A 23,410-nucleotide genomic window follows, 5' to 3' on the forward strand; every position below is an offset into this window, starting at 1 on the left:
GATAAAGCCTCGACACTTCCCATTCTACGATCTATGATAGGATGAAAACGATAACAGAATCGACCTAATTTCTTATACGATTTCACACTTCCTTGGAGGTGTTACCATGTCGGAACAAAGCGTGCTTTCCTTCACCTCTCTGCCGCTGCCCTACTTCCTTGAATCCGGTAAAACGCACTACATGCCGGGCGAATCGCATCCGAACCGGAGAAACCTTGGCGTCTTCGACCTCATCCTCGTTCAACGCGGCTGCTTGTTTCTGGGCGAGGAGAACCTGCAGTGGGCACTACGTGCCGGGGATATGGCCGTATTGATGCCGGACGCGCACCACTACGCTGTGCAAGAGTGCCGGGAGGAAACCTCCTTTTATTGGCTGCATTTTCAATCGGCGGCAACGAGCACAACCGATCATGCGTCGATCTCACACAATATCAAGCTGCCCAGGCAAGGACATATCCCTTATCCGGAGCAAGCCTATCAGCTGTTCGATTCCTTGCACCTTCAGGCTACGGAGCCGAGATCTACGGCGTTTTGGCGCGAACAGACCCTGTTTATCGAGCTGCTGGAGCTGCTGGATCCGTCGCGGTCCGATCAGGAGCAATCGCGGGTACGCAAAGTCGCGGAGCAAGTGGAATCCTATATCAAAATGCATTACCGCGAGCCCATCAGCAACGCACGTTTATCGTCTGACCTGCATTTCCACTACAATTACCTGACGCGCTGCATGAAGGCCTCGCACGGCTTGACGCCAACGGAATACCTGCTGCAGTACCGCCTGGACCAGGCGAAGCGGCTGCTTCTGACCACCCAGTGGTCCATGGCCCGGATCGCGGAGCATGTGGGATTTCAATACCCGCCCTATTTCTCCCGCCGCTTCTCCGCCCGTTTCGGCCTGTCGCCGCTGCAATTCCGAAAGCAGTACACGGAATAAGCAGCATACGCAGCGGCATGGGATTTGCGGCTGCGCATTGCTATATTCTTCCGTTGGGCTGGCGATGAGGGAGAGCACGGCTCTTGATCGAGAGCATCAAGCTGCGCAATGCCTTCCTTGCAGCGCAGCGCAAAAAGGGACAGGCCCCTTCCGGGCCCGTCCCTAGATTAATCAACTGCTAAAGGTTACGCTTCGCTTGGCAGATTAAGCTGCCAGGATACGCCGAACTTGTCCGCGATCCAGCCGAACTTTTGGCTGAATCCATAGTTGTCCAGCGGCATCATCGCACCTCCGCCATCGACCAAAGCACCGTACACCTTCTCGATCTCGGCTTCGGATTCGCAAGTCAGATAGATGGAGAAGGAAGGCGTGAACGTAAACTCATGCTTCACGTTGCTGTCGATGCACATGAACGTTTGTCCCTTCAACGAAAAGACCGCATGCATGACGCTTCCCTCGGCTCCCGGCTGATTGGGTCCATAACGGGTAATGCTGATGATTTCGGAATCCTCAATAATGGAAATGTAATGGTTCATAGCTTCTTCCGCGTTGCCCTGAAACATTAAAAACGGGGTCACACTCTTCATCGATAACACACGCTCCCTTATTCATCGGTTTAAGATGGGTAGTTTATCGTTCCTGTCTCTAACAGCTGCTTCAGCCCCTCAAACATATAACCCCAGCCATGCTCGGTTTGGTCATGGTATTCGGTCAGCGCTTTTTCAATATCCTCTGCGGTCCAGTCTTCCTCATGAGGGACAACGATCTCCTGGGAGAACGTCATTTCGCACCCCGCGTCTACGGCTTTGAACTCCACCGTAATGCGGTCCACGGTGTCGCTGAACTGGGGCATCTTGAAGGTGAGCACCAGCTTGCGCGGCCGGTCTATGACCAGATACTCTCCAATGGCCCGGTACTCCTTGCCTTCCCTCACGTCAACAATCTCCCAGCTTCCGCCCACGCGCGGATCGTTGCGGGCGATTTTGTTCGTTGTTTCCATCGTAAACAACCATTTCCTCATCATGTCGGGATTTAACCAGGCATCAAATACTCTTTCCGGTGCTGCCTCAAATTGGCGTTTCATGATCAGCGTGGTAGTGGAGGCGTTATCCAATGTTAATCATCCTTCTCTTATCAAAAGTGGTATTGCGTTTATTTCCCTACGTTACTCATCCTTGTCCAGGATGTTCAGCGGTATTCCTAAGGATTCTTCTAGTGCTCCTCCCTCTTCGCTTTGTTCAGCTCGCGTTCAAGCGCATCAAATTGCCGGTTCCAGAATCGTTCGTAGAATTGCAGCCATTCCATCGCTCTTGACATGACGTTCGGATTCAGACGACAGGTATGCGTCCGTCCATGGATGGACCGTTCGAGCAGGCCGGAGCGCTCCAGTACCTTGATATGCTTGGAGGCTGCCGCAAGCGACATGTCAAACGGTTCAGCCAGCTCAGATACCGTCCGTTCCTGCGATGCGATCATGCGCACCATCTCTCTTCGGGTCGGGTCAGCCAGAGCATGGAAGATGTGATCCAGTTGTTCTTCATTATTTTGTTCAACCATATGGTTAACTATAATGGGCAAATTTCATAAAGTCAACCATTCGGTTGAATATAGAACAAAAAAAGCCAAGCCCTTCGTTTAAAGAGCCTGACCATAGCCTTTCGAATAATGCGGCAGCAGCCCGCTTGGGCAGCGGATCAGGGGGACTGCCCATTTTGTTATCCGATAATCTCTTCCAGCAGCCGCTCGAGCTCTTCGTAACTCGCAACGGTATGCTGCGGCCGCTGCTCCGATTCCGGCCCGACGCTCCGGTGATTGAACCAAATTACATGCCAGCCCGCAGCCAGGGCTCCGACCACGTCATTGCGCCATGAGTCCCCGACGTAATAAGAGTTCTCCGGCTTCGTCCCGGTCTGCCTGTTCACATGGTGGAAGATCCGCGGATCGGGCTTGTCCCAGCCGACGGCACCGGATACGAATAGCCGATCCTCCGGTATCAGGCCGCCCAGCTTCATCGCCGCGATTTTGTTCATCTGATGTTCGGCCGGGCCATTGGTAATCAGGCCTACGACATGCCCGGCATCCGCCAGTTTCATCAGAAGCTCCCGGGCGCCCTCAAACATCGTGATGTTATACTGCAGGTCCAGATACGTCTGCTGTACCGCTTCGGCCTCCTCAAGAGTCAGTCGCACGCCGAATTCGGCCAACGCTAACTGGAACCGGCGTCTGCGCATATCCTCGACCGCATCCCCGTAAGCTGCCGTTCCGGCTCCTCCCAGCTCGACGGACAGCTTGTCGCTGTAATAGCGCATCCGATGGTAGGCGGCCTCATAAGGAAACGTCTCATCGGGACTGGCAATCTCCTGCACGGCCTCGCGAAAAGGCGCCAGATGGTCATACAATGTATCATCCACATCGAAGAAGATCCCCTTCGGTGCTGTTGGTGTCTTCATGTTCATCCCTCTTCCTCATTCGATTCCTCTATTGTACCCGCATCGGCACTACCCGGGTCAAGCCCGTCTGTTAATAAGTTCCTTTCCTATGATATGATGGCATTACAGCGGCAGAAAACGGCGATTGGAGCCTTCGTCCGTAATTGTGCAAGCCAAGAAAGCACCTTTTGTTATGCCTGATGCCTGATTCATGTACCCGGATAAGGAGATGAGTAACGATGACCAAGGATATGACCGAAGTGTGGAGCAAGGATTTTGTTCCCGAGGGAAACCGTGCCAGCAACGTGGATCGTTTTACCGGCTTTGAGGATACCTACGACCAGCATCGCCCCGAAGCCCCCCAGGAGGTTGTCGCCCTGCTGACAGGCTATTTGGAACGCAAGCCCTCTGTCGTCGTCGACTTGGGATGCGGAACGGGGCTTTCCTCCTTTGCATGGAAAGACGCTGCGGATCAAGTCATCGGGGTTGAGCCGAATGATGATATGCGCGGCAAAGCCGTCGCCAAATTGCAAACGCTGGAACAGGAAGCACGCAGCAGCGGCGCGGATATCGCCGACATCAAGTTCGTCTCGGGCTATTCCAACCAATTGGCGCTTAAGGATCAGTCCGCCGACATCATCACCTGTTCCCAATCCTTTCACTGGATGGACCCGGCCAGCACATTGAAGGAGGTCTCCCGCGTTCTGCGTGACGAAGGGATATTCGCGGTATATGATTGCGATTGGCCGCCGAGCCTGACCTGGAGAGTGGAGCAAGCCTATCATGGGCTGATTGAACGGGCAGAGGCCATCATCGACGACCATGTGGAGCCTCAGGAGCAGGCCTATAAAGGAAATAAGAACGAGCATCTGAAGCATATAAGGGAAAGCGGACTGTTCCGGTTCTCCAAAGAGATCGTGTTCCACCATATGGAGCCGTTCACCGCCGACCGGTATACCGGCCTCGCCGTCAGTCAAGGCGGCATCCAGACCGTATTCAAGCTGAAACCAAACGAATTGAACGACAACATCGCGCAGTTCCATGCGCTGGTCGAGGAGCATTTCCAGGGGCGGACGCTTCCCGTGATGCTCAGCTACCGCATGCGGCTTGGCATTAAATAAACAGAAGGGGCAGCCCAAGGTCTATCGACGCTTGGAACTGCCCTTTTGAACGTGAAGAACGAAGAATACGGGGCGGTAATCATCCACAAAAGATTGTGGAGGTAAAAGCCGCCCATGCTTGAGCAGCCATCACCTTCTCCACATCAACCCGCACAGCAATTCAAACAGATCCAGCACATGGCGCGGATTTTTGCCAGTCAGCTGCTTGATCCGGTTTAAGCGGTAGTTCAAGGTGTTCCGGTGAATGTTGAGTCTTTTGACCGTGCTGTTATGATCACCGTTCTCGGCAATGTAGACCTGAAGCGTCTCTATCAGATCCAGCTTGTCTCCGCCCTGCTCCAGCAACGGATACAGCGAGGCATGAGCATCATCCGAAATATGGGACAGGCCGATCAGAAACCTTAAATCCTTATAAAAATTCACCTTGCGATGGGGATCGATGTTCATTCCCAGCTCCAGGGCGGATACCGCCTGCTCCAGCGAGGTAGAAGCGAGTTCCTCCTGCTCCCCGATCCCCATGCGAAGGACTTCGTCCAGGTCGATCAGCCTGTCCAGAAGACTCCCGAATCTTAAGACATCCGTCATGAAAAATACGGTTTTGTCATTCTCCAAGTTCCAGCTTTGGGGGTACGCTTGCTGCAAATGGCGGAACGCCTTTTCGCCCATCGAGCTCTGCACTAACAGCACCCGGCATTTGCGCGTCAGGTCAAGCCCATAGGCTTCAGCACGCTCCATAAAAGGCTCATCATAAGGAGCCTTGCGATAGGATAGCTCATGATAGAACTTCTCCCGGTTTTGACGTTGGTTTAACATCGCCTTGTTCTGACGCTCCTGCTCGATCAATAACACAACGGTCACCTGGAGCAAATTGCTGAGCGGTCTCACCTCATCCGGATGACCTGTAATGCCAACAACGCCGATCACCTCATCATCCACCACAATGGGTTCGTTCACACCGGGCTTCATGCCGCCGCCGGCTTCATAAACCTCATAGATCCGTCCGGTTTGTATGGCTTTCTGTGCACCTGTGTGCAGCGTGCCGAGCCGCGCGGGGTCCCCGCTGCCCATAATGATTCCGTTCTCATCCATCACGTTAATGTTGTAAGGAATGACGCGCATCATTTCTCTTGCGATATTTTCCGCCAAAGGTCGTGATAGTTTCATGCATGATGCCCCTCCTAACATGCCTGTCATGTGTTACCAATATGATGACATTGTAGACTCCATAGAAAAAAAAATCTTTCCTATAGTGTGCACATCCGGCTGCCGATCCATATCCCGCCCGCAGAGAAAAAAGAAGCCGCCCCCGGCAGGTCAGCTCCCTTGCATCCTCTTTAAGAAGTGTATGATTACTTGTTCAAAGAAGCCATGAGACGGACGATATTCTCGGATGTTCTCTCCACGTTCTGCACGCCGTTCGCCAGCGCCTCCGACAGCGTGGCAGCACCCGGCATGATGCCGAAAATCGCGTCCATTCCTTGATCATACAGCACATCGATCCCGTCACCAACCCGGCCGGCCAGAGCAACGACAGGCTTTCCATGCTTCTTCGCCACCCTCGCGACACCCAGCGGAGTTTTGCCATACTGCGTCTGGAAGTCCATCCCGCCTTCGCCGGTCCACACCATATCCGCCTGGCGCACTTTCTCTTCAAGTCCCGTATAGTCAACGACCATATCGATCCCTTTCTTCAGCGTCCCGTTCAGGAAGGCCATCAGCCCGCCGCCAAGACCACCGGCCGCGCCGGCGCCTGGATAGTCTATGATATCCTTGCCCAGCTGCTGCTTCATTACCCCGGCGTAATTCCGGAGATTTCTGTCCAGCTGCTCGATCATCTCCGGCGTAGCGCCCTTCTGCGGTCCGAATACTTGAGAGGCTCCCGTTTCGCCGCAGAGCGGGTTGGTCACGTCGCAGGCCACTTCGACCTCGACATCCTGAAGCCGCGGATCAAAGCCGCTTAAGTCCAAGCGCGCAAGACGACCCAGCTCCCCTCCGCCAAAAGCAAGCTCCTTCCCTTCCGCATCCAGCAGCTTGCCGCCGAGCGCCTGAACCACCCCGGCACCGCCGTCATTCGTCGCGCTGCCGCCGATCCCGATCAGCAGCCGGCTTACGCCGTGGTCAAGGCAAGCCTTGATCAGCTCGCCCGTCCCGTAGGTGGTGGTCACCAGCGGATCCCGCTGTGCGATCGGGACCAGATGAATTCCGCTGGCGCTGGCCATTTCCAGTACCCCGGTGCTGCCATCGCCTGAAATGCCGTAGGATGCCTCCACCTGATCGCCCAACGGACCCGTCACGGTGACGGTATGGACCGAACCGCCCGTAGCATCCACAAGGGATTGCATCGTACCTTCACCCCCGTCAGCCATGGGCACATGGATACACGTCACATTCGGGTTTCCCTTCTTGATGCCGCGTTCCATCGCTTCGCAGACTTCCTTTGCGGTCATGCTCTCTTTAAATGAATCGGGCGCGAGTACAATAACATAATCCTGCTTCATGGTTATCCCCTGCCTATCCTTATATATTTCACTCCACAGTACGATCTCTTAAAATATAAATCCGTACAATATCGTAGCGACAATGGCCATGGTCAATCCGACAATGCTTTCGTAAGGAATCAGCTTCATCCGTTCTTTAATGCTCATCTTCACCGATTCCGCGGTGACGTGGAAGAAGTTTCCGTGCGGCAAATGGTCAATGACCGTTGCCCCGGTGTGGACCATAACGGCTGCGGCGAGCGGTGCCGTTCCCATGGACAGGATGGCTTCACCAAACGAACCTGCGGCCACAATGGACGCCGTCGATGTGGATGCGGTTGCCGCTCCCATCAGAATGCCGGCGAGAGGCGCCAGGAACGTACCCGATACGCCCATGACCTCAATGCCCTGCACCACAACGGCACTCAGATCGGATTTGGAGATAATTCCGGCAATGGCGCCGGCACCGATCAGGATAATCGCCGTACCCGTCATTTTATTCAGACCGGAGGTGGTATAGGCAATGATGTTCTTCGTCTGCCGCATGGCAATCAAACCGATGATGCCGGCAACCGGCAGAATGATCATGGAGTCAATCTTGATGGCCTGAAGAGCTTCGATGCCCAGTATGCTGCCCACCGGGTTCAGTGCGAGCAAGACAATGGCTACGACAGGGGCAACCATTGCCCGCCCGAAGCTCGGCTTGCCCTTCCTGCCCGTTTCCTCCGTCACTTGATCGCTATCCGACACCATGACCCCTTTGTTCGTCAGCATCTTGGCCACGATGATCGTGACAATCAATCCGGCAACGGCCGGCAAAAAACCGTTAATCATGACTTGGGCAAGGTCGACGTCGAATCCCTTGGCTACAGCAATCGTATTCGGGTTCGGGGAGATGATGTTTCCCGCTTTGCCTCCCCCGACAAGCGCGAGCAGCAGGGCGGTTTTGGAAATGCCGATCTTCTTGCCGACGGACAAGGCAATCGGTGCCACGATAATAATGGCAACGGTAATGAATACCCCGACCGCCGTAATGATCATCGTTGCCAGAGCGATGGATAGAAGCGCTTTCTTCTCGCCCAGCTTGGCAACAATCGTCTCGGCAATGCGTTCGGCGGCCCCCGATTCGATCAAGATCCCGGCCAGCACGCCTGCGGCCAAGACCCGAACGACAGCCCCCATGACACTGTTAGTGCCCTCGATAATATACTGCACGGTCAGATCAATGGTAGCTCCGCCCAGCAGGCCTCCAATGACAGCGCCTCCAAACAAGGCATAGACCGGGTTCACCTTTCTAAAAATCAAGACAATAGCGATAATCAGTCCGACAACGGCTCCGCCCCAATGTATAACTGTCCCATCCATGTTGTGAATGCCTCCTTAAGCAATATAGCTAGTGAACAATGATGTAATCATGCCTTATGAAACTATGATTGCGCTTACAGGATACAGTATAACCGGAATGTCGCGTTCAATCCTATTGACGCCATAACGGTATTTATTGTGCAGATGCACAATGAATGGTACAGGGAAACGATCGTGGCCCAAACTAAAATTCATATGTAATTAGCTGTTATCCCAATTCGCGGGAACTGTTTTCACCCGGCGCGACATGGGCAACGGCCTGCATATGCTCGAAATGGCCGCTCGAACCCCGTTTACGCGATAGCAGGGTGCCGACGATGCCGCCGGCGAACCCAATCGGAATGGAGACGATGCCCGGATGCTTAAGCGGGAAGATTGCTTCCGCTCGAATCCAGCCTGCCACTGGGTCCATTACATTGGGCCCGACAGCCATGAGCAGCAAAGAAGACGAGAGGCCGGCCGTAATGCTCGATATGGCGCCTTGCGTATTAAATTTCCGCCAAAATAGCGTGAACAGCAGCACCGGCAGGTTAGCCGAGGCGGCAACCGCGAAAGCAAACGACACGAGGAACGCCACATTCAGCGTCTGTGCCCCGAGCGCTAGCACGATCGAAGCCGCGCCAACGACGATGGCCGAAAGCTTGGCCACCCTCATCTGCTGCGCCTCGGTCGCCCGTCCGCTGCGGAAGATGCTGCTGTAGACGTCATGGGCAAACGCCGAGGAGGCCGTGAGCACAAGCCCGGAGATCACGGCCAGTATCGTTGCGAAGGCAACGGCGGATACGAAGGCCATTAAGAATTCGCCGCCTAGCTCGCTTGCGAGCAGCGGGGCCGCCAGCTCTACCCGCTCGGACAATATGGACCAATCAACAAAGGCAGCCGCTCCAAAGCCAAGAAAAATCGTCATGGCGTAAAAGACGCCGATCGTAAACGTCGCCGTTCTGACCGAAGCACGGACCGTACGCGGGTCCCTTACCGTGTAAAAGCGCGCAATAATATGCGGCAGTCCCGCTGTCCCTAACACCAGCGCCATATTAAACGACAGCATGTCCAGCGGGTGGTCAAACATGTTGCCCGCCATTAGAAACCGCTCCTGTAATGGGGTCGCCCTCTTCATGGATTCGAATAAACCGAGCAGATCCCAATCGAACCTTGCCAGCACGATGAGGCTCACGATAAAGGTGCTGCTCACCAGCAAAATGGATTTGACGATCTGCACCCAGGAAGTCGCGAGCATGCCGCCAAACGTGACGTAGACGGTCATTAAGCCGCCGACCAGCATGATGGCGAGCGACGTCTCCAGCCCGAACAGCAAATGGACGAGCCACCCGGCGCCGACGAGCTGGGCGATCATATAGAAGATGGTGATCATCATGTTATTGACGGCGATGCATCCGCGCAGCCGTTTCTCGCCGAACCGGACCGCCACCGCATCCGCCATCGTATACCTGCCCAGGTTATGAAGGGGCTCGGCTATGATGTACTGCACGATCACATAGGAGGCAAGGAAGCCGATCGAATAGAAAAAGCCGTCGAAGCCGTACACCGCAATGGAGCCCGCGATGCCAAGGAAAGACGCCGCGCTCATATAGTCGCCGGAAATGGCTAGGCCGTTTTGCAGCCCGCTCAGGCGATTGCCCGCTGCATAGAAATCGTTCGTGCTTGTTGTTCGCTTGGCGGCATAATACGTAATCATTAACGTGCCGACCACAATCGCCAGAAAAAAAACGATGCCGGATATGTTCACTTGCCTGCCTCCTTCCGCCATGGCCCCAAAATGTTGTTGCTTTTTATTTTACGATAGAATGGCAAAAAAAGGGCGACTCCCTTCGCTGTTAACCAGCGGAGTTCACCCTTTTTTTCATAAGAAGCCGTTGTTGGGTTTACGCGCCCGTATTCGCTTTGACCAGCACTTCGGCATACTTCGCCTCATCCTTGGAAGAGGAGAGCAGCGTGCCGACATAGGCTGCCAGGAAGCCAAGCGGAATGGAGACGATGCCCGGGTTGCTCATCGGGAAGATCGGATCGCCTACCAAAATCGCTTTGCCGGCCGGATCCCATATATTCGGGCTAAGGGCCACGAGAATCACCGTGCTGATCAAACCCGTCAGCATCCCTGTGACCGCGCCCGTCGTATTGAATCTCTTCCAGAACACTGTGAACAGAATGACCGGCAAATTCGCGCTGGCTGCAACGGCGAAGGCCAACGAGACCAGAAACGCCACGTTCATCTTCTGGGCGAACAACGCTAGCAGGATCGAGACGACGGATACGCCGATCGAAGCGTACCGTGCCATCTTCAGCTGCTCCTTCTCGGACGATTCGCCGCGGCGCACGATTTGGCCGTAGAAATCATGGGCGAAGGCCGATGCGGCGGACAGCACAAGCCCCGTCACCACCGCAAGGATCGTCGCGAAGGCAACCGCCGAGATGAGCGCGAACAGGAAGTCGCCGCCGATCGCTTTGGCCAGGAGCGGCGCTGCCATGTTGCCCGCTTTATCGACCTCGGTAATATCTGCCGCGCCTACGAAGGCGGCTGCCCCGAACCCGAGAAAGATCGTCATCACATAGAAGATGCCGATAATCCAGGTGGCGTACACCACGGAGCTGCGCGCCGTCTTCGCATCCTTAACGGTAAAGAAGCGGGTCAAAATATGCGGCAGACCTGCCGTGCCGAGTACCAGGGCAAGGTTGAGGGACAGCGTCTCGAGCGGGATTTTGTATTTATTCCCCGGATTCAGGAAGTCCTCCTGCAGCGGGGTGGCCGTCTTCATATGGTGGAACATCTGGGTCAGGCTGAAATCGAATTTGGCGAATACGATCAGCGAGATGATGAACGTGCCGGCCATGAGCAGCACGGCTTTCGAGATTTGAACCCAGCTTGTCGCATGCATGCCCCCGAAGACAACATAGATGGTCATGAGCACGCCCACAATCAATACGGACGTGACATAGTCCAGCCCTAACAACAGCTTAATCAGCGCGCCCGCTCCAACCAGCTGCGCAATCATGTAGAAGATGGAGATGGAGATCGTATTCAGCGCAGCCACGCCCCGCACCTTCTTGTCGGAGAAACGGGCGGCAATCATGTCCGCCACCGTATACTTGCCGAGGTTCCGGAGCGGCTCGGCGACAAGGTACAGCACCACCAGGTAAGCCACGAGGAAGCCGATGCTGTAGAAGAAGCCGTCAAAGCCGACTAACGCGATCGAGCCTGCGATCCCGAGGAAGGAGGCCGCAGACATATAGTCGCCGGCAATGGCTGTCCCGTTCTGCCAGCCCTTGAGTCCTCCCCCTGCCGTATAGAAATCGCTCGTGTTGGTCGTTTTCTTGGCAGCGTAATACGTAATGATCAGCGTAAGCAGTACAATTCCGCAAAACAACGCAATAGCCATATCGATTACGCCCCCATATCCTTTTTGATATCGTCTACCATTCGGTCAAACTGGGCCGCCTTGCGGGAGTAGAGAATGCACAGAACCCATGTCATGACGAATTGGGCGAAGGCAAATACCCATGCCCACGTGATCGGGCCGATCGCCGGGTGATTCAACACGTCGGTGTACGAAGTAAGGATCGGCAGCGCAAAATAAAACAGAAGAAAAAAGACGGTCATGGGAATAATGAACCGTTTCTTGCGGGAGAGCAGCGTTTTGAATTTTTCGGAATGCCATACTTCGGTATAGCTTTTTTCTTCCATTGCCTTTCCCTCCATTAACGATCAGGATCTATTGCGTCTTCCATCAATGAAAGCGCTTTAGAATGATTATATACGGGAGGATTGCCATCGACCACAGCTCCTGCGCGAAACGTCGGGCAGGGTGCGCGAAAGGGCGGATATGCCGCCCGAACCGGGAGGAAACCGCCATACTTGAGCGCTATTCTTTGTCCTTTTTCAAGCCTCCCTAAGCAACCGGAACAAATCCCGTGCAGCCTCCCGGGACAATGGAATCATCGACCGCTGCTCACCCTTCAGCACGATGTTGTAAGCTCCGTTCTGCCAAGGGGAGAGCTCCGCGATCCAGTTCACGTTAACCAGATAACTGCGATGAGGGCGAAAGAAGGAGTAACCCGCAAGCTTCTCCTCCAGCTCCTGCAAGGTGCTTTTGCTCGTAATCCGCTGGCCTTCCGCCGTCCATACGCGAATGACACGTTCCTCGCGCACCGCGTACAGGATCGCCTCGGGATCAACCAGCACATGTTTATCCCCGTCGTCGAACAGAAGTTTGCCGCGCATGCTGCGGGCGGCAGCCTCCGTGGATGGATAAGGAGCGGCCTGAATAGCATCGTGAGCCTCCTGTTTCGGGAAGGCATTCCCTTCCTGAATCCTGCTTCTAATTCGCTGCAGGGTTTCCTTCAACCGCATATGGCTATAAGGCTTCAGCAGGTAATCGATCGCGTTCAGGCCAAACGCTTCAACGGCATACTCGTCGTAGGCCGTCGTAAACACAATCAAGGGCGAGATCGGGGAGGCCTTCAGCATGCGCGCCGCCTGCAACCCTTCCAGCTCCGGCATATGAACGTCGAGAAAGACGACATCCGGCTGCCGCAAGGGGACAAGCTCCAGCAGCTCCCGTCCGTTCGCGGCATGCGGAAGCAGCTCGATATCGGGCTCCTGTTCCAGCAGGTAAGCCAGCTCCTCCCTTGCCAATCGTTCGTCTTCCGCTATCATCGTTTTAATTCGCTTCACGGTACCGGCTCCCTTCCGACAAGCTGCAGGGGATGCTGAAGGATATGCTGCAGCCGCCCTCTGCGAGATTCTCCACGATAAGTCTGGCCTCTTTGCCAAACATGCTGATTAAACGCTGATTGATATTGTAAATGCCGTTTCCCGTACCCTCGCTGCCGATGATCGGTTGATCGCCTAAGCTGTCCAGCACTTCCGGCGAAATGCCGATCCCGTTGTCCCGCAGTTGAACAACCGCCATATCACCGGCCCGGCTTAGGCTCAGCCGAATGACGCCTCCGCTCGCTTTGTCGCGCAGGCCGTGCTTAATGCTGTTCTCCACCAGCATTTGCAGCGTTGCCGGCGGAATCATAAGCTCGCCAAGCGCGGGATCGAGCTGGCACTCAAACGCGAACTGATCCTCGAACCGGATCTGTATAATGTCCAGATAGGCATTCAACAGCTCCATCTCCTCGCGAATGGTCGTTCTGCGGGACGCCATGACCTTGACGTTCAGGCGCATGAATGCCCCCAGCTGCATCGTGGCATGTCGTGCCAGCAGCGGATCGGTGCGAATCAACGAATGAATCGCGTTGAGGGTATTGAATAGAAAGTGCGGATTGATCTGCGCCTGCAGCAGCTTGAGTTCCGCCTCTTTCATTAAATGGCTCATCTTCTCGTGTGCGGTGGCCCCGAGCTGATAGGAAATCAGCTGTCCCAGCCCCTGGGCCATCACCAGCTCGACGCGCCGGATATCCTCCGGCCGCTTGAAGTAGAACTGAATGACGCCCACGACCTGGCCTGCCTCAATGATCGGGACAAGGATGGCGGCCCCGAGCGCCGGATGCCGGGGCTGGATCTCTTCCGCATTCTCGATGATCCGAAGCTCGCCTGTCGCGATGACGTTCTTGGTCAAGTCCGATTGGATCTCTTCTCCGGGATCAAGGGTACGGCTCCCGGCGCCGGCATGAGCCAGGAACCGCTCCGTATCGGTAATGGCGACGGCCGCTGTTTTCAGCTCTCGCAGCAGCAAGGCCGCCACGGCCTGAGCCGTACGGTACGTCAGCCCCTGCTTCAGATGCGGGAGCGCCGATTCCGCGATATGGAATGCCTTCTCCGTCTCATACGCGGCTGCCCGTTCCTCCTCGGTGAGCGCAACCCGCAGCATCGTCGTAAAGATTGCAATGGAGATGCTATTCGTCAGCACCATCGGCAGGCCGATCAGGTTGACCAGTTCCACTGCACGATCCGGCTCATCCGCACAGATCAAAATCATCCCCATGAGCAGGATCGGAGCGAACATGCCGACGAATAACGCTTTCGTCGGCGAGATGACCCGCTCCTGCGAGAAGAATCGGGCCACGCCTCCAGCCAGCGCTCCCGTTAATGGCACGGCGATTGCGCCTGCCAGCCCCGTGGCACCGCCGATATACAGGAGGTGGGCGCCCGCCAGGAGCCCGCCCCCGATGCCTACGCGGGGACCGCCAATCAGTCCGCCGATCACCACCCCGACCAGGGCGGAGTGGGCCAGGGCCTGCTCTCCGGTCAGCCGCATCAGCCAGAAGGAGGAACTGGACTCGCCGTTCTCCACGACAACGCCCGCATAAGTCCCGAGGATGCCGAAGAGCCCGAACAGGCCGGAATAGATGAACATCCGCATGCCGGACATCTCTTTGCGGTCCAGCAATTGGCGGAACAGCGGAATTCTCGTCAGTATAAAAGTCAGGATGAGCAGCATGCCCATCCGTTCGAACAAATGCAGCGTCAGCTCCTGCATGGACATCCCTCTTTTTTGATGGACTGCGAATCGAATCTTCACCTGACGTTCGGTAACGCTGTGGATACGGAAAGAACACCTGTGAATACGGTTTCATTTTTGCAAGAAAGATTATATAGCATGTCGAGGATTTGGACAATAAAAAGGCATAACATGAAACTAATGTAAAAAAATGCATGAAGGAGGGGAGGATATTCACGCCTTGGCGAGCGCGCAAAAAACCGCATCCCGCAAAAATGCGTACATACGGCTGGTTCATCAATTCAATTACACACGCATAGGTGTCCCTCCCCCGGATACCAACGAGTCGGAGCATGGGCATTTCCCGTCGGATCGAAGCGCATGCTTCGCATATAAACGGGTTCGTTTCGGGTTGCCGGGGTCCGGATTTCAGGGTGCAGGATTACTGGTTTATCGGTTTATCGGGTGATCGACCATTTCCTTATGACCTGATTGGTCACCTCCGACAGCAGCAACCCCAGCGCGATGGCGCCTGAAATCATGAACGCTTGGGCCCCCAGCTGGACGGCCTGATCGAATTGATTCTGGGCCACATGGCGAAGGGCATTATAGGCGACACCGCCCGGTACGAGCGGAATAATCCCCGACACGCTGAACACGATGATGGGAGTCTTGTACTTTTTGGCGAAAAAATGACTGATCATCGTCACGCAAAAAGCCGCAACTACGGTGGCCGTCACCGGCTCAACCCTCATATCCTGAAGCATGATGTAGAGCAGCCAGCCCACCATGCCGGCAAACCCGCACTGCAGCAGTGCTTTTTTGGGTACGTTAAAGATGATCCCGAATGCCGCCGAAGCAACGAAACTCGTAATGAGCTGCTGTATATAAAAGGTTGCCACCATTATCCCTCCATACTTCCCATCTCTTAGAATGACAAAGTAAACGCAATGCCCGCGCCGATGGCAAAGGACGTAACAAAAGCCTCCGCCCCTTTGGACAAGCCGGATATCAGATGCCCTGCCATCAGATCGCGAATGGCATTCGTGATCAGCAAGCCCGGTACCAGCGGCATCACGGAACTGATGATGATCGTATCCAGCTGATGGCCGAATCCGAATCTGACCATCCAAACGGAGGTTATGCCGATGACGAGCGCACCCGAGAATTCGGCGAAGAACCGGACGGGAATGACCCGATGCATGAATACGAAGCAGGAGAAGCCCAGGCCGCCCGCAACGGCCGCCGGTACGAAATCCGGCCAGATGCCGCGAAACATGATGAGAAAGCACCCGCTTGCGATCGCTGACAGTAGAATCAGCACCCATGTCGGATAAATGGCCTGCTCATGCTCGATTCGCTCCAGGGCCCGGTAAGCCTCTTCCATCGTCAGCTCGCCGAGGCTGACGCTCCGGGACACGCTGTTGACCTGATCGATCTTATGGAGATTGGTTGTCCGATCCGAAATACGAATAAGCCGCGTAATATGCTGCGGCTCCTCCACCGAGAAGATAATGCCCGTCGGGGTCATATAGCTGTGGCTGTTCTCCACGCCGAAAGCCGCGGCGATCCGCATCATCGTATCCTCGACCCGATAGGTCTCCGCGCCGCTCTGCAGCATGATTTTGCCTGCTAACAAGCAGACCTTGATAATGTCATGCTCCCGCTTCAACAAATCATTCAAATCGACAATCCTCCTGCTGAACACATTCCGATTCAGAATCTTTGCCTATATTATAGTATCATTTCCATGATAAAGCATAGGATATGCTTTAAAGCAGCGCTGCAGCAGCTTCCGTTCGTTTGATTCCATCTCATCGCCCTAAACAAGAAGCCTCCCGATGACCGGGAGGCTTCTCTCCTATTATTCTCGAAATCGGCTTAATAGGCGCCGCGGATGTGCATGGCTACCTGCTCCTGATAGAAAAGCGCAAGGCGTTCTTTCTCCTCCATGCTGAACGAAGGCACGTCCAGCGTGCCCAGGTTGTCTTCGATCTGGCGGACGTTGCGGAAGCCGGGAATCACGGCAGTGACCTCCGGGCAATCCAGAATCCAGCGCATGGATGCACGAGCCATGTCGCCTCGGCCCTCGGCAATCCAGGCGAGCTCTCTGGCGAGCTCGACACCTTTTTCAAATCGGAGGCCGGCAAAAGTCTCGCCTACGTTAAACTGCTCGCCGTTCGCGTTGAAATTCCGGTGATCCCCCTCGCTGAAGGTAGTGCTCTCCGTAAATTTTCCGGTTAGCAAACCGCTGGCGAGCGGCAAGCGCACCAATATGCCGACGCCCGACGCTTTGGCCTTCGGGAGCAGTTGGGCCAGCGGTTTTTGGCGGAACAGATTGAAAATCACCTGCAGGGACTTCACCCCCGGTACCCCAAGACAGAACAATCCTTCCTCCACCGTTTCCACGCTGACGCCGTAATGTCGGATTTTCCCCTCGGCCTGCAGCTTGTCCAGCACTTCAAACACTCGTCCGTCCTTCAACACCTCGAAGGGAGGGCAGTGAACCTGATAAAGATCAATCCGCTCCCGCTGCAGCCGCTTCAGACTGCCCTCGCAATAACGGCGGATCGACGCCTCGGAATAGGTCTGAAGATCATGAATATCACCGGCGCGGCAAAACTTGGTGGCCACATGCACGGTATCTTCTTTCCCTTTGGTTGCGCGCGCGAGCAAATCCTCGGCATGCCCGTCTCCATAGACGTCGGCCGTATCGAAGAAGTTTACGCCCTCGCCGATGGCGCGGTCCAATCCCTTCAAGGCTTCCTGATCATCGGTCTGCCCCCATGAGCCTCCGATCGCCCATGTGCCGAAGCTGACCTCGCTAATGTGAAGCTCCGTATTTCCCAATTGTCTGTAATTCATCGACGTTATAGCCTCCTCATCCAACTGCCATACTAGTTCACACTACTAGACTAAACGTTAAATCGCTTTCATTCAATCCATATGTCATATATCTATTTCATCGGGGATCGTTGACAAATGATTCCATCGTCTTTATAATTACAATCATCGAATAACCAACGTTGGATATTCAGTAATGGAATTCATAATTCTACACACACATCCTAAGGAAGTGATCCTACATGACCAACCTCATCCTGCTTTCATTTCTTCGACAGCGTCCTATGCACGGATATGAAATCCAGCAGCTCATTCAGGCCAGCCGTATGGACCTGTGGACGAATATCCTGTCCGGTTCGATCTATTACGCGCTGAACAAGATGGAAAGCGACGGGTTGATTGCAGCCACTGCCGAAGAGCGAACCGGCGCGAGACTCCGCAAAATTTACAGCATCACGGATGAAGGTGAGAAGCTATTCCAGCAGATGATTCGCGAGACGTTGACGCTTCCTCCCCACACCGTCAAATCCGACTTTTCGCTCGGTTTGGTCTGGATCGAGGACATTCCTAAGGAGGAAGCGGTGGAATTGCTGGAGAAGAATCTCAAGCAAGTGGAGGAATCGCTGGCCCAGTGGCGTTCGGGTAAGGAAATCAAGGGCCAGTACGGCTTATCGAAGATTGCCCTTGCCACCTTCGATAATGCGATTTCGATCCTGGAACAGGACATCGCCTTTCTCCACAAGATCATTGCACTCGTTCAAGAATAAGCCTCAGCTTCAGCTGCGGCTTTCATTTTCGGCTAATATCCAACATTGGATATATAACATTGGTCAAATAAGGAGCGTGAAACGCAAAATGACGTCAACTACACTCATTCAAGCAAGGGGATTAAGAAAAACCTATGAGCAGCGGAGGGTCGTACAGGATGTGACTCTAAACATACGGGAAGGCGAAGTGCTGGCGATCATCGGGCCGAACGGCGCGGGGAAGTCGACGACGCTGGATCTGGTGCTGGGTCTGCGCTGCCCCGATGCCGGCTCGGTCACCTACTGGACATCCGATCCTTCGCCGCATATCGGGCTTCAGCTGCAGTCCACTCCCTTCTTTCCCGGATTTACCGCCATAGAGAATCTGCGCATGTTCGCCGCCTTCTACGGCAAACGTCTCAGCGGCGCGGAGCTGATCCGGCACCTGGACCGCTGCGGACTTGCGGAGGCTGCCAGAACCGATGCGCTCACACTCTCCGGGGGGCAGCAGAAACGGCTCGCCATTGCCATGACGCTGGTCCATGACCCCAAGCTGCTGTTCCTCGACGAGCCCACCGCTGCGCTGGACCCGCGGGCCCGCCGGGATATCCGGGAGCTGATCCGTTCACTGGCGGATATCGGCACCTCCATCGTGTTCACCTCGCATGACATGGAGGAGGTCCATAAGCTTGCCACCCGGTTGGTGCTTATCTGCGGTGGAAAGGTGAAGGCCTCCGGCACGCCGGATGAGCTGCTCAGTCGTTACGGTACGGACAGCCTGGAACAGCTGTATATCCAATTGACCGATGAACTCGAAAATGGAGAATGCAAGTAAAAAGAAACCTTAGGAGGAATCGATATGCGTATGATTATGGCAACGATGCTGCGGAGCATGTTCCGCGACACCCACACCCTGGTTTGGAACATCGTTTTTCCAATCGCCATACTGGTCGGATTGGGTCTTTATTTCCATGATGCGACCTACTCCCACCGACTCCTCGCAGGCGTGCTGACAACCAACATCCTGTTCGGGGCCACTATGGTCACCGCTTTTAACGTCATGGCCCAGCGCAACCGGGGCATCTACAAGCTGCTGCGGGCGACGCCCTTTCGAACCGTCTCCTTCATTGCCGCAATGACAGGGGCACGAACCGTGCTGGCCCTGCTCGTCAGCGCCTGCGCGATTCTCATGAGCCTGCTTCTGCTTGGGGTGCAGTTGAGCCTCACGGGACTGGCGCTGATGCTGCTCGTACTGCTGATCGGCTCCGCGTGTTTTACCGCGCTCGGTTTTCTGGCTGCCAATCTGTCCAGGGACGAAGGCAATGTCAACATGATCTCGAACTTGATGAGCTTTCCGATGCTGCTGACCAGCGAAGCCTTCTACTCCTTGGAACATGCCCCATCATGGGTCGTCACCCTGGGGCAGCTGCAGCCGTTTCACCATCTGGTCGATGCCATGGCGATCGCTGTCCATCCGCAGGGAGATATCGCCGGCATATGGATGCCGCTCCTCATCCTGACCGGCTTTACGATCCTCATTCTCGGAGCGGCGGCGTGGACTTTCCGCTGGGACGCAGAGCAGCCTGTCAGCTGGAGGCAGGGATCCGCGAAGAAAGCGGCGTCGACGTAACGGCGTACAAAAATCCGGTTAACCCCTTGTATAAAAGACATCTCATGCGGTATACTGAACAACAATATCAGCATCAGGCCGATGATGAGCTTCCAACTCTGAGGCGTTCTCGTCAAGGGGATTCGATCTACACCCGATCAGCCGTCCCCCTAAGTTAACCGGACCCGCCCGTTATCGCGGAATCAAAGTGGATTGAACGCAGGCCGACATGTTCCCTGGTCAGGTTACGGTTCAATCAATTTGGGTGGCACCGCGAGCGCATAAGCGTCCCTCGTCCCATATGGACTAGGACGCTTTTTTATTTTTTTAGGGCAAAGGAGCGCGGTGATTATGTTAGATATGAAATGGATCCGGGAGAGCACGGATCATCAGGAAGAATTGCAGCAAGTGGCTGACCGGAAAGGCATCGCCCTTTCGGTTGCCGAGCTTGTCCGGCTGGATGACCAGCGGCGTACGCTGCTGTTGGCCGTGGAAGCATTGCGTCAGCAGCGTAATGCCATCTCGCAGGAGATCAGTGCCCTGGTGCGGCAAGGCAAACCGGATGAAGCGGAACGGCAAAAACAGCAGGTCAAAACCATCAACGAGGAACTAGACCAGCAGGAAACGTTATACCGGGAGGTTAACGAAGCTTATAACGAGCTGCTTATACTCGTGCCGAATATCGTGTCGCCGGACACGCCTGTGGGAGCCTCGGATGAGGACAACGTGGAGATCAGACGAGTCGGCGAGCTCCCCGTGTTTGATTATGAATTCAGGGACCATGTCACGCTCGGGGAACTGCACCGCATGGTCGACATTCCCCGCGGCGTCAAAACCGCTGGCACGCGCAGCTACTACCTGACAGGCATCGGCGCAATGCTCCATCGGGCCGTTCAGCAGCTGGCGGTGGATATGCTGGTCGCCAAGGGTTTCGCCCTTATGGATGTACCGTTAACCGTAAGGACGGAGGCCATGCAGAATACCGCCTTCTTCCCGCTCGGTCAGGATCAGGCCTTTCAAATTACGGAGCAAGATAAATGGCTCGTCGGTACCTCGGAGGTGCCGTTGGTATCGTTCTACAGCGGGGAAATCGTCGATGTAGCGGAGCCGATTCGCCTGGCAGCAGCATCGCTTTGCTTCCGGAGCGAGGTTGGCTCGGGCGGCCGGGACGTCCACGGCCTCTATCGGGTGCACCAGTTCGCGAAGGTGGAACAGGTCGTTCTCTGCGAAGCCAGCACGGAGGCCTCGGAGCAGCTTCTGCAAGAGATTACGGCCAATGCCGAGGAACTACTGCAGAAGCTCGAATTGCCTTACCGGGTCGTTGCCGTCTGTACCGGGGACATGTCGCAGAAAACATACAAACAATACGACATTGAGACATGGATGCCAAGCCGCGGAGCTTATGGGGAGACCCACTCGTCGTCGAATCTGCTCGACTTCCAGGCGCGCCGCTCGAACATCCGCTACCGGGACGCGGAAGGCAAGCTGCGCTACTGTCACACCCTGAACAATACGGCCGTGGCTTCGCCGCGAATTCTCATCCCGCTGCTGGAGAACCACCAGCAGCCCGACGGTTCGATCCTCATTCCGAAGGCGCTCAGGCCTTACATGAACGGGATGGAGCGGATTGAGCTGCCCAACGGAGCGGAATAAGGACACCATCAGCTTATTATCTAACGTTCAACAACGCAGCCATGTGATGGCTGCGTTGTTTGGTGTTTTTGAACTCATATTATGTGAGAAGCTGTGCATCGAAACTCCTTCATTAAAAATGCATGAATAGGGTTTGGCGATACTTAGACCAGCTTAAAAAGCATATACTATATGGATGAGCTGCATGCCGATTTCGAATCTACAAGCTTTCAGCAAAGCTGGACCTTTCGATCATCGCAAGAAAAATTTCCGCTAAACGCGGTCTGGCTTCTCTGGGGATTCTTCGATGTACATTTTTCTTTAGATTATCGAATCTACAAGCTTTCAGCAAAGCGACCATTCGATCATCGCAAGAAAAATTTCCGCTAAACGCGGTCTGGCTTCTGTGAAAGTACATCGATGTACATTTTTCTTTAGATGATCGAATCTACAAGCTTTCAGCAAAGCGACCATTCGATCATCGCAAGAAAAATTTCCGCTAAACGCGGTCTGGCTTCTGTGAAAGTACATCGATGTACATTTTTCTTTAGATGATCGAATTTGCAAGCTTTCAGCAAAGCCGGACCATTCGATCATCGCAAGAAAAAATTCCGCTAAACGCGGTCTGGCTTCTGTGAAAGTACATCGATGTACATTTTTCTTATGGATTAAGTAGGTATATAATGTTCGTTATATAGAGATACCATTTTTCGATAGATGGATTTCATGCCCGGCGTCCGTTCGACCGGGTGCCCGTCTCTATATAGAATACTTACCGTGCCGTGCACAAATAAGGAGGTCATTCCGTATGACAGAAGCAAATCTTGACCATACAGCGTCCAAAACGCTTCGCGATATCCCGATTTCCATCCTCGATCTGGCGCCGATTACAGCGGGCAGCACAGCTGCACAGTCGCTGCGGAATACGCTTGATCTGGCTCAGCATGCCGAGAAGTGGGGCTATAACCGCTACTGGCTTGCCGAACATCACAACATGCCGGGGATCGCCAGCTCGGCCACTTCGGTGGTCATAGGCCATGTGGCCGGAGGCACCAGCAAGATCCGCGTCGGATCCGGCGGCATTATGCTGCCGAACCATGCTCCGCTTGTCATTGCCGAGCAGTTCGGCACCCTCGAATCCTTGTATCCCGGCCGGATCGATCTAGGTCTTGGCCGTGCGCCGGGTTCAGATCAGCTGACCTCCCGGGCGCTCCGCCGCGGCCCGGGCAGCGACGGCCAGGACTTCCCGGACCGCCTCGGCGAGCTGCGGAATTACTTCCAGCCTACCTCCGGCTCGTCCATGCGCATCCGGGCGATTCCGGGGGAAGGCCTGCATGTTCCGATCTGGCTGCTCGGCTCCAGCGGTTTCAGTGCGCAGCTTGCGGGTCAGCTGGGGCTTCCGTTCTCTTTTGCTAGCCACTTTGCTCCGGACTATCTAATGGCTGCGCTCGATCTGTACCGGACCAGCTTCCGCCCTTCATCCGAGTTGAGCAAGCCGTATGCCATGATCGGCGTGAACGTGATCTGCGCCGACACGGATGAGGAAGCGCAGCGCCTGGCTACCTCGCCGTACCAGCAGTTCCTGAACATCATCCGGGGCCGCACGGGCCAGCTGAGTCCGCCGGTGGACAGCATGGATGATCTGTGGAACCTGCAGGAGCAGGCCATCGTGAAGCGCCAGCTCAGTTTTTCCGCCATCGGCAGTCCCGAAACCGTCCGCGCGCAGCTGGAGCAGTTCCAGCAGTCGACGGACGCGGACGAAATCATTGTCGCGGCCGCGATCTATGATCATCAGGCGCGCCTCCGTTCTTATGAGCTGCTGGCGGAAGTCGTCGGCATCAAATAAACGTCA

22 protein-coding genes are annotated in these 23,410 nt (G+C 55.1%); 7 read left to right on the forward strand and 15 right to left on the reverse strand.

The features are described from left to right. The first annotated feature begins 106 nt into the window (after window positions 1-106). Entirely contained in the window at window positions 107-931 is an 825-nt protein-coding gene (locus GYMC10_RS30110; RefSeq protein ID WP_015737880.1) for a helix-turn-helix transcriptional regulator, read from the forward strand. 185 nt (window positions 932-1,116) lie between these two features. Here GYMC10_RS30110 and GYMC10_RS30115 read toward each other — a convergent pair whose 3' ends face one another. The 4 genes from GYMC10_RS30115 to GYMC10_RS30130 form a co-directional block, all read right to left on the reverse strand. After that, a complete protein-coding gene (locus tag GYMC10_RS30115) occupies window positions 1,117-1,518 on the reverse strand; it encodes a VOC family protein (protein ID WP_015737882.1) in 402 nt (133 codons plus the stop codon). A 29-nt stretch (window positions 1,519-1,547) separates the two neighbouring features. After that, window positions 1,548-2,045: an SRPBCC domain-containing protein gene (locus GYMC10_RS30120; protein ID WP_015737883.1), complete on the reverse strand. Its 498-nt coding sequence runs from the start codon at window positions 2,043-2,045 to the stop codon at window positions 1,548-1,550. 98 nt (window positions 2,046-2,143) lie between these two features. Next, on the reverse strand, window positions 2,144-2,488 hold the full coding sequence (locus GYMC10_RS30125; RefSeq protein WP_015737884.1) for an ArsR/SmtB family transcription factor: 345 nt from the start codon (window positions 2,486-2,488) through the stop codon (window positions 2,144-2,146). Between the two features lie 158 nt (window positions 2,489-2,646). After that, window positions 2,647-3,387, reverse strand: a complete 741-nt coding sequence (locus GYMC10_RS30130; protein ID WP_015737885.1) for an HAD family hydrolase — start codon at window positions 3,385-3,387, stop codon at window positions 2,647-2,649. Between the two features lie 212 nt (window positions 3,388-3,599). On the opposite strand from GYMC10_RS30130, the gene GYMC10_RS30135 reads away from it, so the two are divergent. Continuing rightward, entirely contained in the window at window positions 3,600-4,481 is an 882-nt protein-coding gene (locus tag GYMC10_RS30135) for a class I SAM-dependent methyltransferase (protein WP_015737886.1), read from the forward strand. A 129-nt stretch (window positions 4,482-4,610) separates the two neighbouring features. Here the strand turns inward: GYMC10_RS30135 and GYMC10_RS30140 are convergent, their stop codons facing one another. The 11 genes from GYMC10_RS30140 to GYMC10_RS30195 form a co-directional block, all read right to left on the reverse strand. Beyond that, window positions 4,611-5,645: a CdaR family transcriptional regulator gene (locus tag GYMC10_RS30140; protein ID WP_015737887.1), complete on the reverse strand. Its 1,035-nt coding sequence runs from the start codon at window positions 5,643-5,645 to the stop codon at window positions 4,611-4,613. 185 nt (window positions 5,646-5,830) lie between these two features. After that, entirely contained in the window at window positions 5,831-6,979 is a 1,149-nt protein-coding gene (locus tag GYMC10_RS30145) for a glycerate kinase (protein WP_015737888.1), read from the reverse strand. Window positions 6,980-7,027: 48 nt separating this feature from the next. Continuing rightward, a complete protein-coding gene (locus GYMC10_RS30150) occupies window positions 7,028-8,323 on the reverse strand; it encodes a GntP family permease (RefSeq protein WP_015737889.1) in 1,296 nt (431 codons plus the stop codon). Between the two features lie 208 nt (window positions 8,324-8,531). Continuing rightward, on the reverse strand, window positions 8,532-10,070 hold the full coding sequence (locus GYMC10_RS30155) for a cation acetate symporter (protein ID WP_015737890.1): 1,539 nt from the start codon (window positions 10,068-10,070) through the stop codon (window positions 8,532-8,534). Window positions 10,071-10,206: 136 nt separating this feature from the next. Then, on the reverse strand, window positions 10,207-11,718 hold the full coding sequence (locus GYMC10_RS30160) for a cation acetate symporter (protein ID WP_015737891.1): 1,512 nt from the start codon (window positions 11,716-11,718) through the stop codon (window positions 10,207-10,209). Between the two features lie 5 nt (window positions 11,719-11,723). Further along, window positions 11,724-12,023 (reverse strand): DUF485 domain-containing protein, encoded by a 300-nt coding sequence (locus tag GYMC10_RS30165; RefSeq protein WP_009593006.1) that lies wholly within the window; start codon window positions 12,021-12,023, stop codon window positions 11,724-11,726. 195 nt (window positions 12,024-12,218) lie between these two features. Then, entirely contained in the window at window positions 12,219-13,013 is a 795-nt protein-coding gene (locus GYMC10_RS30170; RefSeq protein ID WP_015737892.1) for a LytR/AlgR family response regulator transcription factor, read from the reverse strand. Then, window positions 13,000-14,766, reverse strand: a complete 1,767-nt coding sequence (locus tag GYMC10_RS30175; RefSeq protein ID WP_015737893.1) for a LytS/YhcK type 5TM receptor domain-containing protein — start codon at window positions 14,764-14,766, stop codon at window positions 13,000-13,002. Before GYMC10_RS30175 ends, GYMC10_RS30170 begins: the two co-directional genes overlap by 14 nt. A gap of 419 nt (window positions 14,767-15,185) precedes the next feature. Further along, window positions 15,186-15,632 (reverse strand): threonine/serine exporter family protein, encoded by a 447-nt coding sequence (locus tag GYMC10_RS30185; RefSeq protein ID WP_009592993.1) that lies wholly within the window; start codon window positions 15,630-15,632, stop codon window positions 15,186-15,188. Window positions 15,633-15,655: 23 nt separating this feature from the next. Continuing rightward, a complete protein-coding gene (locus GYMC10_RS30190; RefSeq protein WP_015737894.1) occupies window positions 15,656-16,411 on the reverse strand; it encodes a threonine/serine exporter family protein in 756 nt (251 codons plus the stop codon). A 197-nt stretch (window positions 16,412-16,608) separates the two neighbouring features. Further along, window positions 16,609-17,592 (reverse strand): aldo/keto reductase, encoded by a 984-nt coding sequence (locus tag GYMC10_RS30195; RefSeq protein WP_015737895.1) that lies wholly within the window; start codon window positions 17,590-17,592, stop codon window positions 16,609-16,611. Between the two features lie 221 nt (window positions 17,593-17,813). Between GYMC10_RS30195 and GYMC10_RS30200 the strand changes: the two genes are divergently transcribed. The 5 genes from GYMC10_RS30200 to GYMC10_RS30225 all read left to right on the forward strand — a co-directional run bounded on the left by GYMC10_RS30200 (window position 17,814) and on the right by GYMC10_RS30225 (window position 23,404). Continuing rightward, complete coding sequence (locus GYMC10_RS30200; protein ID WP_015737896.1) at window positions 17,814-18,338, forward strand: PadR family transcriptional regulator; 525 nt, start codon at window positions 17,814-17,816, stop codon at window positions 18,336-18,338. Between the two features lie 88 nt (window positions 18,339-18,426). Next, entirely contained in the window at window positions 18,427-19,152 is a 726-nt protein-coding gene (locus GYMC10_RS30205) for an ABC transporter ATP-binding protein (RefSeq protein WP_015737897.1), read from the forward strand. Between the two features lie 24 nt (window positions 19,153-19,176). Next, the gene (locus GYMC10_RS30210; protein WP_015737898.1) at window positions 19,177-19,947 is read left to right on the forward strand and encodes an ABC transporter permease; all 771 of its coding nucleotides are present in this window, start codon (window positions 19,177-19,179) and stop codon (window positions 19,945-19,947) included. 330 nt (window positions 19,948-20,277) lie between these two features. Next, entirely contained in the window at window positions 20,278-21,579 is a 1,302-nt protein-coding gene (serS, locus tag GYMC10_RS30215; protein ID WP_015737899.1) for a serine--tRNA ligase, read from the forward strand. A 787-nt stretch (window positions 21,580-22,366) separates the two neighbouring features. Next, window positions 22,367-23,404 (forward strand): LLM class flavin-dependent oxidoreductase, encoded by a 1,038-nt coding sequence (locus tag GYMC10_RS30225; RefSeq protein ID WP_015737900.1) that lies wholly within the window; start codon window positions 22,367-22,369, stop codon window positions 23,402-23,404. Window positions 23,405-23,410 lie beyond the last annotated feature (6 nt).

The sequence above is a fragment of the Paenibacillus sp. Y412MC10 genome, from assembly GCF_000024685.1.
GTDB classification, from domain to species: domain Bacteria; phylum Bacillota; class Bacilli; order Paenibacillales; family Paenibacillaceae; genus Paenibacillus_AQ; species Paenibacillus_AQ lautus_A.

What these genes read in the sequence shown, in the direction of transcription:
- GYMC10_RS30110 (WP_015737880.1), top strand. Translation starts at nt 107, where the DNA reads ATGTCGGAACAAAGCGTGCTTTCCTTCACCTCTCTGCCGCTGCCCTAC.
- GYMC10_RS30115 (WP_015737882.1), bottom strand. Translation starts at nt 1,518, where the DNA reads ATGAAGAGTGTGACCCCGTTTTTAATGTTTCAGGGCAACGCGGAAGAA.
- GYMC10_RS30125 (WP_015737884.1), bottom strand. Translation starts at nt 2,488, where the DNA reads ATGGTTGAACAAAATAATGAAGAACAACTGGATCACATCTTCCATGCT.
- GYMC10_RS30130 (WP_015737885.1), bottom strand. Translation starts at nt 3,387, where the DNA reads ATGAACATGAAGACACCAACAGCACCGAAGGGGATCTTCTTCGATGTG.
- GYMC10_RS30135 (WP_015737886.1), top strand. Translation starts at nt 3,600, where the DNA reads ATGACCAAGGATATGACCGAAGTGTGGAGCAAGGATTTTGTTCCCGAG.
- GYMC10_RS30140 (WP_015737887.1), bottom strand. Translation starts at nt 5,645, where the DNA reads ATGAAACTATCACGACCTTTGGCGGAAAATATCGCAAGAGAAATGATG.
- GYMC10_RS30145 (WP_015737888.1), bottom strand. Translation starts at nt 6,979, where the DNA reads ATGAAGCAGGATTATGTTATTGTACTCGCGCCCGATTCATTTAAAGAG.
- GYMC10_RS30150 (WP_015737889.1), bottom strand. Translation starts at nt 8,323, where the DNA reads ATGGATGGGACAGTTATACATTGGGGCGGAGCCGTTGTCGGACTGATT.
- GYMC10_RS30160 (WP_015737891.1), bottom strand. Translation starts at nt 11,718, where the DNA reads ATGGCTATTGCGTTGTTTTGCGGAATTGTACTGCTTACGCTGATCATT.
- GYMC10_RS30165 (WP_009593006.1), bottom strand. Translation starts at nt 12,023, where the DNA reads ATGGAAGAAAAAAGCTATACCGAAGTATGGCATTCCGAAAAATTCAAA.
- GYMC10_RS30175 (WP_015737893.1), bottom strand. Translation starts at nt 14,766, where the DNA reads ATGCAGGAGCTGACGCTGCATTTGTTCGAACGGATGGGCATGCTGCTC.
- GYMC10_RS30185 (WP_009592993.1), bottom strand. Translation starts at nt 15,632, where the DNA reads ATGGTGGCAACCTTTTATATACAGCAGCTCATTACGAGTTTCGTTGCT.
- GYMC10_RS30195 (WP_015737895.1), bottom strand. Translation starts at nt 17,592, where the DNA reads ATGAATTACAGACAATTGGGAAATACGGAGCTTCACATTAGCGAGGTC.
- GYMC10_RS30200 (WP_015737896.1), top strand. Translation starts at nt 17,814, where the DNA reads ATGACCAACCTCATCCTGCTTTCATTTCTTCGACAGCGTCCTATGCAC.
- GYMC10_RS30205 (WP_015737897.1), top strand. Translation starts at nt 18,427, where the DNA reads ATGACGTCAACTACACTCATTCAAGCAAGGGGATTAAGAAAAACCTAT.
- GYMC10_RS30210 (WP_015737898.1), top strand. Translation starts at nt 19,177, where the DNA reads ATGCGTATGATTATGGCAACGATGCTGCGGAGCATGTTCCGCGACACC.
- serS (WP_015737899.1), top strand. Translation starts at nt 20,278, where the DNA reads ATGTTAGATATGAAATGGATCCGGGAGAGCACGGATCATCAGGAAGAA.
- GYMC10_RS30225 (WP_015737900.1), top strand. Translation starts at nt 22,367, where the DNA reads ATGACAGAAGCAAATCTTGACCATACAGCGTCCAAAACGCTTCGCGAT.